This window comes from Corynebacterium singulare, from assembly GCF_000833575.1.
GTDB classification, from domain to species: Bacteria; Actinomycetota; Actinomycetes; order Mycobacteriales; family Mycobacteriaceae; genus Corynebacterium; species Corynebacterium singulare.
Window position 1 is genome coordinate 1,314,949 of the sequence record NZ_CP010827.1, and the last position, 18,289, is coordinate 1,333,237.

At 62.0% G+C, this 18,289-nt stretch carries 17 protein-coding genes, 2 tRNA genes and 2 pseudogenes; 15 read left to right on the forward strand and 6 right to left on the reverse strand.

Translation table 11 applies throughout. The features are described from left to right. Positions 1–3 precede the first annotated feature (3 nt). Positions 4–2,355 (reverse strand): choice-of-anchor M domain-containing protein, encoded by a 2,352-nt coding sequence (locus CSING_RS06075; protein WP_042533216.1) that lies wholly within the window; start codon positions 2,353–2,355, stop codon positions 4–6. A gap of 172 nt (positions 2,356–2,527) precedes the next feature. Between CSING_RS06075 and gltX the strand changes: the two genes are divergently transcribed. The 8 genes and pseudogenes from gltX (at position 2,528) to CSING_RS06110 (ending at position 8,770) form a co-directional block, all read left to right on the forward strand. Beyond that, positions 2,528–4,018 carry a glutamate--tRNA ligase gene (gltX, locus tag CSING_RS06080; RefSeq protein ID WP_407637948.1) on the forward strand — a complete coding sequence of 497 codons (1,491 nt, stop codon included), beginning with the start codon at positions 2,528–2,530 and terminating at the stop codon, positions 4,016–4,018. Between the two features lie 173 nt (positions 4,019–4,191). Next, positions 4,192–4,263, forward strand: a tRNA-Gln gene (locus tag CSING_RS06085). A 56-nt stretch (positions 4,264–4,319) separates the two neighbouring features. Next, a tRNA-Glu gene (locus CSING_RS06090) sits at positions 4,320–4,395 on the forward strand. Positions 4,396–4,479: 84 nt separating this feature from the next. Further along, a complete protein-coding gene (gene tetA, locus CSING_RS06095; protein WP_407637949.1) occupies positions 4,480–6,042 on the forward strand; it encodes a tetracycline efflux ABC transporter TetAB subunit A in 1,563 nt (520 codons plus the stop codon). Then, positions 6,043–6,929, forward strand: a pseudogene (locus tag CSING_RS14205) (ABC transporter transmembrane domain-containing protein); the annotation flags it as partial. It lies immediately after the preceding gene. Between the two features lie 219 nt (positions 6,930–7,148). After that, positions 7,149–7,848: pseudogene (locus tag CSING_RS14210) on the forward strand (ATP-binding cassette domain-containing protein); the annotation flags it as partial. A 21-nt stretch (positions 7,849–7,869) separates the two neighbouring features. After that, the gene (locus CSING_RS06105) at positions 7,870–8,403 is read left to right on the forward strand and encodes a YbhB/YbcL family Raf kinase inhibitor-like protein (protein ID WP_005390941.1); all 534 of its coding nucleotides are present in this window, start codon (positions 7,870–7,872) and stop codon (positions 8,401–8,403) included. Positions 8,404–8,413: 10 nt separating this feature from the next. Next, positions 8,414–8,770, forward strand: coding sequence for a hypothetical protein (locus CSING_RS06110; protein ID WP_005390939.1), 357 nt, complete (start codon positions 8,414–8,416; stop codon positions 8,768–8,770). Here the strand turns inward: CSING_RS06110 and CSING_RS06115 are convergent. Then, a complete protein-coding gene (locus CSING_RS06115) occupies positions 8,767–9,846 on the reverse strand; it encodes a quinone-dependent dihydroorotate dehydrogenase (protein ID WP_005390938.1) in 1,080 nt (359 codons plus the stop codon). The genes CSING_RS06110 and CSING_RS06115 overlap by 4 nt on opposite strands. Before the next feature lie 11 nt (positions 9,847–9,857). Further along, positions 9,858–10,910: a YncE family protein gene (locus CSING_RS06120; protein WP_011116971.1), complete on the reverse strand. Its 1,053-nt coding sequence runs from the start codon at positions 10,908–10,910 to the stop codon at positions 9,858–9,860. A gap of 70 nt (positions 10,911–10,980) precedes the next feature. On the opposite strand from CSING_RS06120, the gene CSING_RS06125 reads away from it, so the two are divergent. From CSING_RS06125 to CSING_RS06140, 4 genes are read left to right on the forward strand one after another with little or no spacing between them, the layout of a single operon-like run. After that, positions 10,981–11,826: an undecaprenyl-diphosphate phosphatase gene (locus CSING_RS06125; RefSeq protein WP_042533221.1), complete on the forward strand. Its 846-nt coding sequence runs from the start codon at positions 10,981–10,983 to the stop codon at positions 11,824–11,826. A gap of 16 nt (positions 11,827–11,842) precedes the next feature. Then, on the forward strand, positions 11,843–13,057 hold the full coding sequence (gene mshC / locus CSING_RS06130) for a cysteine--1-D-myo-inosityl 2-amino-2-deoxy-alpha-D-glucopyranoside ligase (RefSeq protein WP_005390932.1): 1,215 nt from the start codon (positions 11,843–11,845) through the stop codon (positions 13,055–13,057). Between the two features lie 24 nt (positions 13,058–13,081). Next, on the forward strand, positions 13,082–13,480 hold the full coding sequence (locus CSING_RS06135) for a hypothetical protein (RefSeq protein WP_034989679.1): 399 nt from the start codon (positions 13,082–13,084) through the stop codon (positions 13,478–13,480). After that, complete coding sequence (locus tag CSING_RS06140) at positions 13,473–13,721, forward strand: HAD family hydrolase (RefSeq protein ID WP_236684055.1); 249 nt, start codon at positions 13,473–13,475, stop codon at positions 13,719–13,721. The genes CSING_RS06135 and CSING_RS06140 overlap by 8 nt, the downstream gene beginning before the upstream one ends. 179 nt (positions 13,722–13,900) lie before the next feature. Here the strand turns inward: CSING_RS06140 and CSING_RS06145 are convergent, their stop codons facing one another. Together CSING_RS06145 and CSING_RS06150 are read right to left on the reverse strand one after the other, a co-directional pair. Continuing rightward, positions 13,901–14,308, reverse strand: coding sequence for a hypothetical protein (locus tag CSING_RS06145; RefSeq protein ID WP_042530632.1), 408 nt, complete (start codon positions 14,306–14,308; stop codon positions 13,901–13,903). Between the two features lie 141 nt (positions 14,309–14,449). Continuing rightward, positions 14,450–14,908: a hypothetical protein gene (locus CSING_RS06150; protein WP_042530634.1), complete on the reverse strand. Its 459-nt coding sequence runs from the start codon at positions 14,906–14,908 to the stop codon at positions 14,450–14,452. A gap of 581 nt (positions 14,909–15,489) precedes the next feature. On the opposite strand from CSING_RS06150, the gene CSING_RS06155 reads away from it, so the two are divergent. Beyond that, positions 15,490–16,188, forward strand: coding sequence for a hypothetical protein (locus tag CSING_RS06155; protein ID WP_042530637.1), 699 nt, complete (start codon positions 15,490–15,492; stop codon positions 16,186–16,188). 62 nt (positions 16,189–16,250) lie between these two features. On the opposite strand, the gene CSING_RS06160 is transcribed toward CSING_RS06155, so the two are convergent. Further along, the gene (locus CSING_RS06160) at positions 16,251–16,541 is read right to left on the reverse strand and encodes a hypothetical protein (protein WP_042530638.1); all 291 of its coding nucleotides are present in this window, start codon (positions 16,539–16,541) and stop codon (positions 16,251–16,253) included. A gap of 585 nt (positions 16,542–17,126) precedes the next feature. Between CSING_RS06160 and CSING_RS06165 the strand changes: the two genes are divergently transcribed. After that, the gene (locus CSING_RS06165) at positions 17,127–17,663 is read left to right on the forward strand and encodes a hypothetical protein (protein WP_144403116.1); all 537 of its coding nucleotides are present in this window, start codon (positions 17,127–17,129) and stop codon (positions 17,661–17,663) included. Between the two features lie 54 nt (positions 17,664–17,717). After that, on the forward strand, positions 17,718–18,269 hold the full coding sequence (locus CSING_RS06170) for a hypothetical protein (RefSeq protein WP_042530642.1): 552 nt from the start codon (positions 17,718–17,720) through the stop codon (positions 18,267–18,269). Positions 18,270–18,289: the final 20 nt, after the last annotated feature.

Here is an 18,289-nt window from a genome sequence, read left to right on the forward strand (position 1 = left end):
TTTCTAGCGACCAAAGAGGCCGTTGATACGTGACTCGATCTGCTGACGATGGTCAGTGAAGAAGTTGAGGAAGCCTTGGAAGACGATGGCGAGAACAACGGGAAGAACAAGCCCCCACAGACGGTCGAGCTTCGGCTTGGAGGATGTGATGCCCTTCGACGAGGTGTCCGGCTTGCTGGAGTTGTCTGGGGTGTTTGGGGTGCCGGGGGTAGTGGGATCTTCCTTCCCGCCCTTCGCGCTCACACAGTCAGCGATTGCGGCGTCACCGGCGGCCACGGTGAGCGTCTGGGGAGCGGAGGTGATGTCCTTGCCGTCCGTGGTGGTGGCGGTGTAGGTGACATCGAGCGTGTAAAGACCCGGTTTGGTGAACGCCCAGTTGGTGTGAGTATGGGAGGCGAAGGTGGTGTCAATGGAGTAATCGCCTTCGGCGGAGTTCACCAGTGGGGTGAAGGCCTTGCCCAAGCCCTCAGTGGTGAACAGACCAATAGCCGCGCCTTCTGGCATCTCAGTTGGCTTGATGTTGAGGGTGACCGTGCCGTCCTTGTAGTCGGCGTAGTTCAGAGACTGGGTGTTATAGCCCGGCCAGATGATGCCCTGCTCCTGGGTTTGGGGCAACAGATAGAACTTGTCCGTGCCCAGGTAATCAAATTCCTTGCCCTTCAGAACTTCTGGGCGGGCTCGCAGGGCGTTGTCGTGGACGGCGAGGACGACGTCATCGAGCGGACGCTCTACAGTCTTCTTGTCCACGATGGCGGTTTCGTCCTTGAGGCGAGCGGTGAAAGAGTCACCGTCGCGGGTCGCGGCGATGTCGACGTGGCCGTGGTCTAGGACCTTCTTCGTGGTGCACAGGCCGGTGTGTGGTCCGGCTTCGGTCTGTGAAGGCTCTTGAGCACCAGGCGTGGTGCTTGGCGCGGTCGACGCCTTGCCCAACGCGCCCTGTGCCTCATACGTCTGACCGAAGGAGAAGGAATCCGTCACCGTGATGGATCCAGAGTTGGATGTGACCGTTGGGTGCGGAAGGATATCGAGGCGGATGCGGTTGCCGTCGAAGCTCTTATCGGCGCCGACGACAAACTCGGCGCGGCCGTTGGTGATGACGCCGTCGAAGGGGATGTCGGCGTACTCACTATCCCCATTGAAGAAGCCTCCATGGACGTAGCCCTCGAGCTTCTTATCGGCAGCTTCAACGATGATGCGTGTGGCATCCTTGCCTTCCGGCACCGCACGGGCGGTGATGCCCGGATTGGAAATGGAAATCTCCTCACCGGAGGACAACTCTCGCGGGTTGGACGTCTCCGTCCACGACTCTGCGGAGGTCTCAGAGGTGGTGCTCAGCTGCGCTCCCTCGGAATAATCGAGTGCCTCCGAGATCCACCGCGGCGAGCCGTCCTCAGGGGTGTAGACAGCTTGGATTGTTGCGTCTTCCGGGCCGAGGAGCTCGTCAAAGTGTGCCTTACCGTCCGTGACGGGGAGGTCGGTGAGGAAGTAGCCGTCGATAAGCAGCGTGAGCGTGCCGTTGGTGCCGCCAGAAAAGTCGATCGAGGACAGGTTCTCGTCACCGTCCTTTTCCTGCTTCTTTTTCGGGGCAATGCTGAGCTTGTAGTTCTTAGCGGAGGCATCGCCGGAGGCTGCCTTGTCGAAGCGCTCATGGAGGGAGGGAGTTGCTTCCTTCAGCGGACGCTCACCACCGACCTGAATGGAGGTGGTTACCGGTTCGGAGGCGATGAGTTGTCCGTCCTTGTTGCGGGCAGTGGTGCGGTACGTGAGCTCGTAACGGCCTGGCTTGGAAAAGACCGTGTAGTTGTGGGTATGCGTGCCGCTAGTCAGCCATGCCGAATGAGGAGCGCTCTCGGTGGTGCCGAAGAAACGCTGAAGACCGCCGGGGCCGGGGTAGTAGCCGAACATCTCGACGTCGCCAGGGCCGTCGACACTCAGAAGGTCAAGGGAGGCGATGTTGTCACGGAAATCGTCGACAGGCAGCTCGGTGTCCGCACCGAAGCCCATCCACACCGGATCCAGGCTGCCATTAACGCTGGCAGGGGCCATGTAATAGGTTTTTCCTGCCTGGCCAGCAAAAGCGAGGGCAGGGTCGTCCGGAACGGTGAACTGGTACTGATTAGCGCCGTTCTGGTCCCAGCCTTTACCCACCCATGTCACGGTGTCCTCGAGGTCATGGTCAGAATCCGCCGAGTGCGATTTGAGGGTGAGGGAGTTGTTCTCCCAGAAGGACTTGGGGGAGTCGATGTGGGTTTGGGTAGCTACGTGCTTGCCATCGTCTGGGCCAGCGACTGCGGTAGCAGGAGAGGCGAGGAGGGCGGCGCAGGTAATCAGCGCTATGGGACGGAATCGTGCCACGATATAGGGAGACCTTTCTTGAGTTTTGGGGAGAATCTCACTATAGGTAATGATTTCCATTCTCTTTATTGGGTTCCGAAAAGTCCTGCATATAGTTAGTGGATACAGCTTTCATTTACCCCCATGTGGGGCGTCCGGTGCGGCGAAGCAGCCCTGAACTACGATGGAGGTCATGACTGAAACAACTTCCGACGTCCGCGTACGTTTTTGTCCTTCACCTACCGGTACGCCCCACGTGGGCATGGTCCGCACGGCACTGTTCAACTGGGCTTACGCTCGCCACACTGGCGGAAAGCTCATCTTCCGCATCGAGGACACCGATGCTGCTCGCGACTCTGAGGAGTCCTACCAGGCCATCATCGACTCCCTGAACTGGCTCGGATTGGGTTGGGACGAGGGCGTCAACGTGGGCGGCCCGGACGAGCCTTACCGCCAGTCCCAGCGTATGGATATCTACGCTGAGGTTCTGCAGAAGCTCAAGGATGGCGGCTACGTCTATCCGGCGTACTCCACCAATGAGGAAGTCCAGGAGCGCCACAAGGCTGCCGGCCGCGACCCACAGCTGGGCTACGACAACTTTGACCGTGACTTGACCCAGGAGCAGATCGACGCTTTTGAGGCCGAAGGACGCAAGCCGGTCTGGCGCCTGCGTATGCCGGACAAGGACTGGTCGTGGACTGACCTTGTTCGCGGTGAGATGACGTTCAAATCTGAGACTCAGCCGGACTATGTGGTTGCTCGCTCCAACGGGGCGCCGCTGTACACGCTGGTCAACCCTGTCGATGATGCCCTCATGGGCATCACGCACGTCCTGCGTGGCGAGGACCTGCTGTCCTCCACGCCGCGCCAGCTTGCCCTCTATGAGGCACTCATTGAGCTGGGTATTGCTAAGCAGACTCCGGAGTTTGGCCACCTTCCCTTCGTGATGGGTGAGGGCAACAAGAAACTGTCTAAGCGTGACCCGCAGTCGAACCTGTTCAACCACCGTGACAACGGCATTATCCCGGAGGGCATGCTCAACTACCTGTCCCTTCTGGGCTGGTCGCTGTCTGCGGATCAGGACATCTTCTCGGTGGATGAGCTCATTGCCAACTTCGATGTGCACGACGTGCTGGGCAACCCGGCTCGTTTCGACCAGAAGAAGCTGGAGGCCATCAACGCCGATCATATTCGCCTGCTGAAGCCGGAAGGCTTTGCTCAGCGCCTTCGCGAGTATCTGAGCGAATACACCGACTTCCCGGCAGATTACCCCGAGGAAAAGTTCACTTTCGCTGCTGACTTGGTGCAGACCCGCATCAAGACCCTCTCGGACGCCTATGGCCTCATGTCCTTCCTCACCACTCCGGATGCGGAGTTGAAGCTCGATGAGAAGGCTGCAAAGAAGAATCTCAAGGATGACGCCGTGCAGCCGCTCGAGGTCTCCATTGCCAAGCTGGAAGAGCTTGGGGAGTGGAAGACTGAGGAGATTGAGAAGGTTCTCTCCGCCGCGCTTATCGACGACCTCGGGCTCAAGCCCCGCAAGGCCTACGGTGCCCTGCGTGTAGCCATTTCCGGTCAGCAGGTGTCCCCGCCGCTGTTTGAGTCCATGGAGCTACTGGGCAAGGAATCCACCTTGGCACGCCTTAAGGCGGCTCAGGCGGTCACGCCGTGGAGTGCTGAGTAACAGCACGGAAGCAGTCTCACAGGGCTGTAATTTCGGGGCGTGAGGGTTGTTTCCCAGCGCCTCGAAAATCACATCTGGCCTGGCGATTTGTGTGGATCGGTAGTGCTGGATATAGTTATAAACCGTTGCAGCGAGCGGCGAGGGGAAATCCCCAAGCACGTTCATAGCAATGATGGCCTATGGTGTAATTGGCAACACAACGGTTTCTGGTACCGTCATTCTAGGTTCGAGTCCTGGTAGGCCAGCAGTGATAACTGCGCACAGCACTCCGGTGCTGTGCGGTCGGTGGTCACAGTTCTATGCCCCGTTCGTCTAGCGGCCTAGGACGCCGGCCTCTCACGCCGGTAACACGGGTTCAAATCCCGTACGGGGTACCACTAGGCGGTTTCACGTTTCTGAACTGCAGAGTTTACGAAACTATGGACTGTCAAACGAAATCCCGATTTGCTAGATTTTCCAGAATGATGCCACCGCCGCGCAGAATGAAGACGTACAGCTGGTTCGTCCCGCCCGCGCCGCCAGCGGACGATCCGGCGCGGCTCCACCCGGCGCGCTGGAGCAGCGGGAACCGCGTGGTCAGGGACATGGTTGGCGCCTACCCGGGCGTGCTGGTGCTGCACATTCTGAGCTACCTCATCGGCTCCGGCATCGCCGCGTTTGTGCCGGTGGTGGTGGGCATGATCGTGGACGGCCTGGTGGGGGAAGAAAAGTTCAACGCATGGTGGCTCTTCGCGGTGCTGGTCGGCATCTTCATCATCCAATTCATCGGCGAGGCCACCGGCGACGGCCTGGCCACAGCCTCGGTGCGCCGCGTGACCCACAACGCGCAGCAGCACCTGTCCTCGGGCGTGCTGCGCCGCGGGGCGGGAGCGATGAGCCCCGGCACCGTACTCAACACCATCGACGCGGACGCGAACACCGTCGGCCGCTACCGCGAGCTGCTGTCGTTTCCGCTCATGGCCATCGGCTACGCGGTCTGCGCGATGGTGGCGATGTGGTCGGTCTCCCCGTGGATCTCACTGGCCATCCCGGCCAGCGCGCTGATCATCGCTCTGTTCGCCGCGTGGACCGCGGGGCCGGTGACGCGGGTGTCGTTGAAGCGTCGCGCCGCGGAGGCGGATGTCGCTGGCTTGGCCACGGATGCGTCGCAAGGCATTCGCACCGTCAAAGGCCTAGGCGCGGGTGCAACCGTGGCAACACGTTTTCACGCCGAAACGGCGAAGGCGAAGCGCTTGATGCTCACGCACCTGCGTGTGGAGGTGTGGCTCGGTTTCGCCAGGTTTTGCGTGGCGTGGCTGTGCAACCTTGGCATCGTGGGCTTGAGCGCGTGGATGACGCTGCGCGGGGAGATCACCCCGGGGCAGCTGACATCCGTGGCACTGTTGGTGCAGCCTGCGTTGACCATGGCGGGCTTAGCGTTCGGCGACCTGGCCAGCGGGTGGGGCAGGGCCGTCGCGAGTGGCCAGCGCATCGAGCAGCTGCACCACGCGGGCGACGACACCGCGGGGCCCGAGCTAACAGACACACCGGTCCCAGGCGCGGAGCTGTGGATTCTCGAGCCGGCGGAGCGTTCCTACGCCACCGCCGCCGCGTGGGCGCAGCGCGCAGACGTGCTGTTCCCGCCGCACACCGTCAACGTGTTTGAGGGCACCATCGCAGACAACGTGAACCCGCGCGGGGATGTGCCGGAGGACGTCGTCAAGCAGGCGCTCGCCGCCGCCCACTGCCAAGACATCCTCCGCAGGCTCGGCGGTATCAACGAAGCAGGCGAGTTGCCGGACGCGCCGCTGGGGGAGGCCGGCCTGAACCTTTCCGGCGGGCAGCGCCAGCGCGTCGCGCTTGCCAGGGCGCTCGCCGCCGACCCGGAGGTGCTCATCCTGGACGACCCGACCACGGGGCTCGATTCCGTGACACAGGCGGACGTCGTGGCAGCCGTCGCCGCGCTCAGAGCAGACAAAACCACCGTGGTCATCACCGGAAACGCCGCGTGGCAGCACGCTGGAACCGAATTGGAGGTGGCGTAGATGGCGCCCGATTACGCACGCACAGACGCGGTCGCACCCGCAAGTGTGAAGGAGACCTTCGCGTACCTCTCGGCGCTGCCCAACGCGCTGGACAGACGCTGGTGGGCGGGTCTGCTGCTCATCCAGGCGCTCATCGTCGCCGTGTACACCACGCAGTCGAACCTGTTCGGGCGCAGCGTCGACCCGCTCACCGGAGGCGAGGTGCCGCTACTGGGCACCGGCACCCGCGCCTTTGTGTGGACTGTTGGACTGGCGTTGGCCTGCATGCTCGTCGAGATGTTCCTGCGCGCCCTCGGTAACTACGTGGTGGGCCTCAAGGTCGCCCGCGCGTCCATCGACTTGCGCCGTCGCTGCCTCGACGCGATCCTGCGCGCACCTGTGCCGCGGGTGATGGAGCTCGGCACCGGCAACGTGATCACACGCATGACCAAGGACATCGACGACGTCGTCCAAACCATCACCGCCATCGGCTCGCGCGTGCTCACCACCGTGTTCGTCTTTCCGATCACGTTTATCGGGCTTTTGCTTATCGACGTCCGCTTCGCCTTGATCCTGCTTTTGATCTGCATCTGCACGTACCCGTTCGCCCGCGCGGTGGTCCGCGCCATCCCGGATGCCTCCAACGCGGTGAGCGTGGCGGAGGCGCGTCGCAACGCGGTGCTGCTGGATACCGTCCGGGGCCTGCCCACGCTGCGCGCCTTCGACTTGGAGCGCTGGGCGTTGGCACGGATGCGGCGGACCTCGTGGGGCGCGGTGGAGGCGGAGATGGACCGTGTGCCCTGGTTCATCCGGCTCACAGGCATCGGCCAGGTCGCTTTCGCCGCGTGGGTGCTGCTCACGCTTGGCGTCGGCGCGTGGCTCGCGTCGGCCGGAGTTGTCACCCCGGGCCAGGCGAGCGCTGCGGTGTTCATGGTCATCCGCGCAGAGGTCATGGTGTTCAACGCGCTGTTCTTCGTCGGCGAGTTGCAGGGCGCTGCCACCGCCGTGGGTCGCGCGGTGAGCTTGGCCAAGCTCGCGGACGGACGCGACGCCACGGCCGTGCCGGCGGACCTTGCTGCACTCGTGGATGTGGAGGTGGACCACGTCTCGTTCGCCTACCCGGGCGGCGCCAACGTGCTGGAAGACCTCTCTGTCACGCTCGAGGCCGGAACAACCACCGCGCTGGTGGGCACTTCGGGCGCCGGCAAGTCCACGCTCGCCGCGCTCATTGCGGGGCTGGTGGAGCCCACAGCTGGGAGCATCCGGGTAGGGGCCGTGGAAACCTCGCAGGTCAGCGACACGTGGACCGCCAAGAACGTCACCCTGCTCACCCAGGACGTCCACCTGTTCGCCGGCACCCTGCGCGAGGACCTCTCGATGGCCGCACAGGATGCGACCGACGCGGACCTGCTGCGGGCGCTGGCAAGTGTCGGGCTCGACCCTGAAGGCACCCAGTTCGCGCGCCTGTTCCCGAAGGGGCTGGACACCGCCGTCGGCGCAGGCGCGGAGGACATACCCCCGGAGGTGGAGCAGCAGCTCGCGCTCGCACGCGTGGCGCTGTCGGGCCCGAAGGTGCTCATCCTGGACGAGGCCACAGCGGAAGCCGGCAGCGACGCCACGAACGCGCTGGAGGACGCCGCCGCGCGGATCACCGCAGACACCACGGCACTGGTGGTGGCGCACCGCCTAGACCAGGCGGCGGCCGCGGACCGGATCCTGGTCATGGACGCCGGGCGCATCATCGAGGACGGCACCCACACCGAACTCGTCGCCGCCGACGGGAGATACGCGCAACTGTTCGCTGCGTGGAGTGGCGGCGGTCACTAACTCTCCGGTAGGAATGGGGACATGACTGCAAATTATGTTTCCGACCGTTTCCCCGGCCCCGACCCGTACGCCGCGCTGGCGGACGTGCCGTCCTTCGACATCACGTCCGAGGACATCGTCGACGGCGAGCGCCTCGCCGACTCGCTGGCCGGCGACAATGCCACTAGCCCGCAGCTGTCCTGGTCCGGCGCCCCGGAGGGCACCAAGACGTACGCTGTGACCTGCTTCGACCCGGACGCGCCGACCGCCTCCGGGTTCTGGCACTGGTCCGCGTTCAACATCCCGGCTGACGTCACCGAGCTGCCCGCCGGCGCGGGCGCGAAGGACGACCTCGGCGTTGGCGCTGTGGTGCTCACCGGCGACAGCGGCGTCAAGGGCTACTACGGCGCGAACCCGCCGGCCGGCCACGGCCCGCACCGCTACCTGTTCGCCGTCCACGCGGTGGACACGGAGCTTCCCGCGGACGAGATTGCCAACCCCACCCAGCTCGGCTTCAACCTGAACTTCCACTCGCTCGGCCGGGCAATCATCTGGGGCTGGTACGAAAACCAGTAAGATTCGCCGAATGGTTCCAGTGCAACTCCGCGTCGGCGGCGCGTTCATGGGCATCGCACTCGTGCTCGTGCTCTACGCCGTGCTGGCGCTGCTTCGAGGCGACGCCGCGTTCCCCGTCACCCCGCAGGTGCTCTCCATCATCGTGGCGGTCGCCATCGTCGGCGCCTTCGCCACCTACAACACCAAGCAGGAAGGCTCACGCACCCAGGTCGGCGCGCTAATCGTGGCCGTGGTGCTCATCGGGCTCGGCTTCATCGCGCCCGACACCGAGCTGATGGCCACCACGCCGTTCTGGCTGATCGGCTGGGCGCTCGCCGCCGGCCTCTGCGCGGTGGTGCTGCGCCGCAGCGCAGCCGGACACGCTTAGAGCGCCTTCCACTCCAGCCCGCTGCCCACGGCCTGCTCGATCGAGTCCAGGCCGTGGGCTTTGATCTGCGCGGCGATCCCGCGGTGGATGCCGCGGATCCAGCCCAACCCGCCGTAGATGAACGGGGTGTAGCCCTGCAGCAGGCTCGCGCCCGCGGTGATGCGCTCCCACGCCTGCTCGGGCGTGGAGATGCCGCCGACGCTGACGAGCACCAGCTTGTCGCCGACTCGCTCGTGGAGGCGCTTGAGCACCTCAAGCGAGCGGTTCTCCAACGGGGCTCCGCTGATGCCGCCCGCGCCCATCTTCTCCACCTTGGAGGCGGGTGTTTTCAGCCCGGAGCGGGAAATGGTCGTGTTGGTGGCCACAATGCCGGCCAATTCCAGCTCGACGGCGAGGTCAGCCACGGCGTCGATGTCTTCGTCGGAAAGATCCGGCGCGATCTTCACCAGCACCGGGGTGGTGGTGGATTTCTTCACCACTTCCAGGATCGGGCGGAGTTCCTCCACCGCCTGCAGGTCGCGCAGGCCCGGCGTGTTGGGGGAGGAGACATTGACCACCAGGTAGTCCGCAAGCTGACCCAGAAGCGTCGAGGTGGCGCGGTAATCCGCCACGGCGTCCTCGGAGGTCTTGTTCTTACCGATGTTGATGCCCACCACGTCGCGGGAGCGCCGCGCGCGGAGGTTGTCGGCGACCACGAGCGCGCCCTTGTTGTTGAAACCCATCCGGTTCAAAATCGCCTTGTCCTCCGGCAGGCGGAACAGCCGCGGCGTGGGGTTGCCCGGCTGGGACTTCGGGGTCACGGTGCCCATCTCAGCGTAGCCGAAGCCGATCGCGCCCCAGGAGTCGATCGCCTCGGCGTTCTTGTCAAAGCCGGCCGCCAGCCCCAGCGGGGCGGGGAAGTCCACGCCGAAAACGGTTTGGCGCAGCACCGGGTCGTGCACGCGCACGGCCTTTTCCATCACGCGGTTGACCGGGGTGGCCAGGTGCAGCGTCTGCAGCGCGCCGCTGATGATGCCGTGGATGCGCTCCGGCGGCAGCAGGAACATGAGCTTGAGTGCGCGGTCGTAGAGCGTCATGGGTTTTTCTCCTAGTTGCTCTCGGTTTGGTCGGCGGGGGAGACGATCTGGATGCCGTCGCCGGATGCGGAGGCGGCGACCACGGTGCCGTCGTCAAGCGTAATGATGCTCTGGGCATCTGCGACGGTGGCGAAGTGCTTGCGCTTCACCGGAATGCCCTGGGAGATGTCGTAGCCGGTGGCGGTGTTGCTGGCCAGCGAGCTGACCCAGGCGAGGCGCTGCGCGGGGTCCCACGCGGCATCCCAGGGTCCTTCCGGCACCGGCGCGGACTGCTGGAGGCGGATGATGCCGTCGGTGGTGTAGACGTGGAGCTGGTTGCCGGTGGAATCCGCAGCCAGCACCAGGCCGTGCTCGCCGCCGCGCACCTTGCCCACTCCCAGGCCGACGCGCAGGGTGCCGCCTTGGCGCGAGCCGTTCCAGTCGATGTCCTGGATGGTGGTGTCGAAGCGGTTGGTTCGCACCACGGAGTCGCGCTGGCCGTCCACCTGCACCGCTTGGAGCTGATCGGTCTCGCGTGCGACGTCGATGGTGTCTTTCAGCTCTCCGCCGTCGAAGACCCACACCTTGCGCTCAGTGTCGCTGCCTGCGAGCACCTCGCCTGTCGACGCCACCGTGGCCACCGTGACCGGCTTATCCGTGGCGATAGTCTCCTCCCGGTCGCCGAAGAGCTTGATCTCGCCCGCGCAGGCAAGCGCGAAGGTGCCGGCGTTGGCGGATGCCTCGCCGCAGGATTGGTCCAGCTCGTGGCGGGCGGCCTTGCCTTGCTGGATCTCCTCGAGCGTGCCGATCGTCAGCGCGTTTTCCGTGCGGACGCCGATGCGGCCGTTCGTGACGTCCACATCGCTCACTGGCTCGAAGTCCACCACCGCGCCCGCCGGGTCCGACGACTGCGGGGACTGCACAGGCTTAGCGCTGCCCATGTTCGCAGCGGCCTCACCGCCAGCTTCCTCGATCTTGGCGGAAGGAGACGCGCCGCAGGCGCTCAGCGCCAGGGCAGCCGAGACGGCACCGGAAACTGCGGCAAAGCGGAGGCGGGAACTGGGGGCAAACAAACGAGCATTCACAAGGTCAAAGCCTAGCAACGCGCCCGTCGCGCACCGCGATGGCTAAGTAGGCGGGGTAGTGTCTTTCGCCATGACTGATCCCGCCACCACAATGTCCTGGGTTCAGGTGATCGTCCTGTCCATTGTCCAGGGCCTCACCGAGTCCCTGCCCGTGTCTTCCTCGGGCCACCTGCGCATCGTCTCCCAACTATTTTGGGGCGAAGACGCCGGCGCCAGCTTCACCGCTGTGATCCAGCTGGGCACGGAGCTGGCCGTGCTGGTGTTCTTCGCCAAAGACATCTGGCGCATCCTCACCGCCTGGTTCGCCGGCCTCGCGGACAAGTCCAAGCGGAACTTCGACTACCGCATGGGCTGGATGGTCATCGCCGGCACCATCCCGGTCGGTCTTGCGGGCGTTTTACTCAAAGACCTCATCCGCGAGAACTTCCGCAACCTCTGGATCACCGCCACAGTGCTGATCCTGTTCTCACTGGTGTTCATCCTGGCCGAGCGCCGCGGCAAAAAGACCCGCGGCTTCGAGGAACTGACTATGAAGGACGCGGTTGTGATGGGCCTGTGGCAGTGCCTGGCGCTCATCCCGGGTGTGTCGCGCTCCGGCGGCACCATCTCCGGCGGCCTGTTCCTCAATCTGGACCGCGAAGTGGCCACCCGTTTCTCCTTCCTGCTGGCCATCCCGGCAGTGCTTGCCTCCGGGCTGTTTTCCCTGCCGGACGCCTTCGACCCCCAGGCAGGCCAGGCGGCAAGCGGGCTGCAGCTGCTCGTCGGCTCCGGCATCGGGTTTGTGGTCGGCTACATCTCCATTGCCTGGCTGCTGAAGTTCGTGTCCAACCACTCGTTCGCGTGGTTCGCCGCCTACCGCATTCCGCTGGGCCTTCTCGTGATGGCGCTGCTCGGCACTGGCGTGATGGCCGCCTAGTTGTAGGGTTGTCCGCATGCATGCATGGCCCGACCCGTCCGTACCCGCAGTCGCTGGCACCCCGGTGCCGCTGAAGCTCTTCGACACCGCCGATCAGCGCGTCAAGGAAGTAGACACCACCCCGGATGCGAACGGGGAGGTGGGGATGTACGTCTGCGGCATCACCCCGTACGACTCCACCCACCTCGGCCACGCCGCGACCTACCTCACCTTCGACCTGGCGCAGCGCCAGCTGCTCGCCAACGGCCACAAGGTCCACTACGTGCAGAACATCACCGACGTGGACGACCCGCTGTTCGAGCGCGCAGAGCGCGACGGCGTGGACTGGCGCGAACTCGGCACCAGCCAGATCAACTTGTTCCGCAGCGACATGGAGATCCTGTCCGTGATCCCGCCGTGCGACTACATCGGCGCGATGGAGTCAGTCGACGAGGTGATCGCAATGGTGCAGCAGCTTCTCGACGCCGGCGCGGCCTACGAGCTCGACCAGGGCGACATCTACGCTTCCATCGACGCCACCGAGCAGTTCGGCTACGAGTCCAACTTGGACCGCGCCACAATGGAGGAGTACTTCGCGGAACGTGGCGGCGACCCGGACCGCGAAGGCAAGCGCGACCCGCTGGACGCGCTGGTGTGGCGCGGCCACCGCGAGGGCGAGCCCGCCTGGGACTCGCCGTTCGGCCCGGGCCGGCCGGGCTGGCACGTCGAGTGCTCCGCGATTGCCACCAACCGCCTGGGCAGCCACTTCGCCATCCAGGGCGGCGGATCTGACCTGGCATTTCCGCACCACGAGTTCTCCGCCGCGCACGCGGAGGCCGCGCTGAAGGTCGAGCGCATGGCCGGGCACTACGTCCACGCCGGCATGATCGCCCTCGACGGGGTGAAGATGTCCAAGTCCCTGGGCAACCTCGTGTTCGTGCACAAGCTCTCGGAGGCGGGCCACGACCCGTCGGCAATCCGCCTGGCCGTTTTTTCCGGCCACTACCGCGAGGACCGGGACTTCTCCGACGCGATCCTGGCTGAGGCCGAGGAGCGCCTCGCGCGTTGGCGCGAGCAGCTCGCCGGCGAGGTGAGCGAGGCGGGGGCGACGGATGTCGTCGATAAGCTTCGCGCAATTCTTGCGGACGATTTGAACACCCCGGAGGCACTTTCGCTTCTCGACGGCGCGGCAGGCGACTGCAATCAGATCATCGCCACCGCCCTCGACGGGCTGCTCGGGGTGCGCATTTAACGCGTCTCACGCACAATGGGGCGCATGAGCGCACCTGCGGACAACTCGATTCGGGCCCAGTTTCAGCCCGAGGTAGACGAATTCATCGACGACCTGACCACTTTCGCCACCGGTTCCTACCTGCAGGATGAGGACAAGGAACTGTGGGAAGAGCCCTTCGACCCGGCGGTGCTGCCGGATTTGAAGAAGCTCCTGGAGATGTTCCTGGACGCCCTCGACCTGCTCGGCGACGACCCTGAGGGCGATGCGCTGGTGAAGGTCGTCGCGCCGTTCTACGAGAACCTCGAGGCGTTCAACGAGAAGCACGCCAACGCGGTGCTCGAGCCGGAGGAGAAGGCCGACATCGAGACCCTGGTGTTCCGCGCGGCGGCCGCCACCGGCGCCACGGACGAGGCTCTCAACGAGCTTCCGGAACTTGAGTAGGCCCAAGGCCGTCCTCTGGGACATGGACGGCACCCTCATCGACACCGAACCGCTGTGGGGCAAGGCCACCTTCGAGCTCGGCGAGCTGCTGGGCCGCCCGCTCACCCCGGAGGTGCGCGCTAAAACTATCGGCGGCAGCTTCCCCAACACCTTGAGCGTGGTGGCCGAGTGGGCGGGCTACGAGCTTAAAGACGGCGACCTGGAGCGCTACCGCACCTGGATGTTCGATTCTCGTTACTGAGAATCGGGATTTAGCTTGTTTTGCGGCCTGATTCCTGGCTTAAGGGAGATTTGTGGCCTAAAGCCCAGAAGTGGAACTCGTAATCCCCGCCGTAGTCAAACAACTCAGCGAGAAGTTGCACGCGATAAATGAACTGACAGTACATTTCCATCTTTGCGTGGCCCCGCGACTCCACCATCTCAGCGATGCGTGACTGGCTGAATCCTTTTGAGGTCTTTGCCCTGGCCGCTACCAGACTGTCCGTATGGCGGATTTCCGAAGAACACTATCGGCTTCTTCGCGTACAGCGCCTCTACAAGTTCGACAGGAATTTTCAGTTCGCCGTTGCGTGCCATCGCAAGAACATCCTCAGCTGTGACACCTGGTTCATGGTTCTGCATACCGTCGTTGAGGAAGTCGTACTGGAACAACTTCGTCGCGCCCTTGTTGTAGCTGTCCGCGACTCGCAGATCCTCTTCGTACAGTGTCAAGCAGAACAGGTTGCCGTCCTTGAATCGGTAGCCACGAGTCAGATTTGACATGCCGCACGCCGGGACCCAAACAATGAACTCGTCTCGCCATTTCTTACCGAGTTCGTCCTCAATCATCTGGTGCGCACGGTCAACCCAGATCGGCAGAGTGTAGAAATCACCCCTCAGACGGCGCGATGTCTCGCCGAGCAGAGTGTCGCCGATCTCCGTGATCCGCTTGATCTCATCAAGTGTGTAGGAGCCTCGGTTGTACTGCTGTCAGAACGTTTCAAAGGAACGTGAGTTGATTCCTGTCAGCTCGTTGCCGTCGAGAACCAACGTGTTCTTCTTCGTCGGATGGATGTAGAGGTTGCGGTCACCTTTGAGCGAACGGATGAAGATTGCGATCATCTTCCGCTCTGTGAACGCAGCGGCACCAGCCGAGAACACGTCGAGAGTGAAGTTGAGGACCAGCCGCTCCAGGTTGTCTGGAGTCATTGTGACAGGGTTCAGTTTGCCCAGACGGGCATTTGCATCAAGGTCGAAAAGAAACTCTGCAACGTCGAAGTCATCGGCTCGCTGGTTGACGGAGTGTACGTAGATACCGGCGAGATTCTCATTGTCTTTGAAGTCGAGGACGAGCTGAGTTTCTTTCTTTTCGGTGTCGGACGGAGCGAGAGTCCAGTTGTAGTCACCGCCGAGATACGGGACGAGAAGTTGTGTAGTCAGAACGCACACTTCGTCTGAATCGGAGATTACGACAGCGTTGAGGATAGGGTTGCCGGCTTGTTGGAAACGCTTGAGATAGTAAATGACCTGGGCGAGAGCCCTCTTGAGATCGAGTCCGTCACCGGCGAGAGTTTGGTCTTTTTGGACTCGATGAGGATGGAGTAGTTAGCTCCGTTGGACGAAAATTCAACAAGTCCATCGGTGCTGTGCGGGTGCTGAGCTTTGCTGAATTCGAGTACGCCTTGTTGGCCCAATCGTGAATGAGTGAAGTCGTGGCGTGCTCGACAGCCTTTTCTGCGTGTGCCCGTGCGGGGGCTGCAAGGAAATCGTGGTGGCGTTGTTTAGATAGTTGGATCAAAGGTGCAGAGTCATGCATCCTCCCCTCCTTCGGTAGCTGGGAACAAACTAGTTTTACCGGCGATTTGTTCTACTGCCAGAAGGAAAGAAGGGGACAATCAACTTGGAGATTGTATTGAAACGCCTATGTGAACAGATCCACGAAAACTGATTTCACGCCTGTGAATTTAGCATGAGTTGCCGCTGTAGTTCATACTGTGAAGCGATGTATCCCCTCTCCAGGAGCCTCTGACATGAGTTCCCTTGCACTTGAATTTGAATACCCGCTGTGGGTCGAGAAAGGAATTGCGGACGGTTCGCTTGTTCGGCATGCCAACCGCATCCATTCGGCGGCAACCAACCGAATCGTGTATCACCTGACTGAGAAAGGCACCAAAGAAGTAGTAGAGCGCGTTCCTAAGAACTTGATGCTTGACGCTGTGGGCAAAGCTAAAGAACTAGGCGCATTGGCGGCTCAGAACACCGATAAAGTAGTGAAGCTCACCAAAAGTAATCCACGTGTCGCCGGTGCAGTCGGAGTGGGTGCCGCTGCAGTCATTGGCGGAGCTGGTTACGCGCTCAACGTGACTAGGAAGAAAAAGCGCGAACGTGAGGTGGCTGCGAAGGCACGCAGGGAGCGCGTAGTTTCTGATCTTGAAGCTGCGTTCAAGGAATGGTCTGCTGCAGTAAAAGCCGGAAACGTGACTCTAAACCACGTTGAGAAGTTTGAAACTGCTTGGGCCAACTACGAGCAGTCCAACAAAGCTGCAGGGATTGCTGAAGATGATGATCTCTTCGCTAAGGCGATTTATGAGACAGTGTTGATGTACGCCGAAGCTTTGAAAGCGGATGCCGAAACTCGTGGTAAAAAGCTTGCCATCGAAGCTCCAAGGAAATCCGATTCGACCGATGCGCTTCTGACTTTGCAGCGGCAATTGCTCGAGGAGAAGTAGCCAGTTTCAGTATTGAGAGCAGCACACCCCCTCCAAATCTAGTTTTGGAAGGGGGGGCAACTTTAGGCCGCGATAGGGATATAGACGCTGTCGTAATCACCGTAGTTGTCACGGTTGTGCCAGTAGACGTGAGCTACTTCGAGTGCCGTCACGCCATGAAACTCACACGGGTCGGCAATCAGAATTGAGTCTTGGGTAGTCGGTGAAGACCACGTGAACATCGTGTCACCATTGTCTGAAATGGCATTAACGCCGATGATGTCGAACACGCCGAACGGTGAACTGATCGAGCACAGATCTCCCGAAATGGTTGCCTCCCAACCCTGGGCATCGAATTGGCGAATCTCGTCCATAATGATTCCTTTCTCTAGCGGTACAAAGATGATTATCCGGGATGGAAAAATCGCCGTCTAGCTGCGGGTGTAGCCGCTGAGGATTACGGTGTCCGCTGGTGTATCAGGGTGTATCAGGCTGTCCTAGGGTGTACTAGCTTGTGGGCTCGGGTGGGGGTAGCAAAATCAAAAGGTCTAGTTGGTTTCGCTCGATGCACACGAAAGTACCCACCCCGAATCATCGGATTGGGTGCTTCGTCGTACCTAGCGTCCTGTCGGCCCTGAGATGTACTTCAGCAGCTGACCATTCTCATCCCAGGTGCGATCGCAGTCGAAGCAGGGGAAGAGTTCCGTCAGCGGAACGACCGTGACTTCCTTGGCGGGGTCAGGTCCCTTTTAATCTCAGCCGTTGACACCAACGCCGTTCTGCCAACTCGACGGAGCGGGGTTCGCTGATCCTGCTCCCATCCGGCATACTCGTTCCTGTCCCTACGGCGCAGGAGAGCAATGACTGACTCCCTATTCACATCAGATGGCTACTGGATCATCGGAGCCGAGACCAAAGCTGCAATCCAATAATCCGAGTTCCCGCCCGACATCGTGGCGATGATTGATCTGCTCACGGCTCGACGGTACTGGCCGTACCTCCCGCACGTGGATCTCGACCTGATGGAGCAACACCACCCAGGAGCCAAGGACCTCATCACTGGCTTGAAGCGCGCTTTGCACAACGAGTGGGGCATACTCAACGGCAGGACGGGGCTTTACGAGTCAGGTCAAGCCCAGCTAATCGTTGAGCGTGTCACGGCTGAGGTCGAGGATCGAGAGCTGGCTTCTTTTTGCGGCGGCATCATCGAGGATCTGCTCCTGTGGGCCATGAACGATGAGCGGTCGGCAATGGAGGGGCGCAAGGTGCTCAAGGAGCATGGAGTACAGGGCCCCGAAGTCCTGTTGGCGTTCCCGTATGAACCAGCCGGTCTTGCTCACGGTGAACTGGATTTGTGGAGGTCGGAGCTGCGGCGGAACTACTTGCATTGGCTGATTCAGAATGCCGTCGCAGCAACGCGGGAGGAGAATAAGTTGCCGGGGTGGCAGGTGACGGGGTTCGCGGCGGTAGGGGAGTGGCTGGGTTCGCTGAAGTAGTTCGCGAAAGCGGTGCCAATTAATGTGTCCGCCGACTTTTGTAAGCTATGTTTCATGGATGCAGCGTGGGTAGGAGTCGCCGTCACAGGTGTAATCGCAATCGTCGGCTGGGTTGTTGGAGCTTTCAAACACGCCGGCGAAAAGCGTGCACAAAAGCGTGCAGATCAGCTTCAGCAGGATCGTGATGATCTGGCACGCAGGCTAGTTGAAGCTCAGGAGAAGATAGCGTCACTGAATCAAGAGCTACTCGAAGCTGCGCGGCAACAAGCCGATTCAGCGGAAAAGATTGCTGTTCTGAAGCAGGACGAATCGAACCGGTTTAGGTGGGAGATTGTTCATGAAAAGGGTGCCGTCTACCGGGTAACGAACAAGTCGAACCGCGTTGCTTACGACGTATGGTTCACTACAGATAACCCAATGAATCGCCCCGGATACATTGAAGTCTCGGAATTGCGATCTGGCGGTTCTTTCGAATTCATGTACTGGGCGGCAGCTGGGCCGGACTTCAATTACGACATGGTGATTAAGTGGAAGGACGAGTTCGGGAATAGCTATGAGCGCGCCGAGCGGTTCAGCAAAGAACATCCCACGCTCATTACTGAGTAATCGGATGGCTCAATTCAATG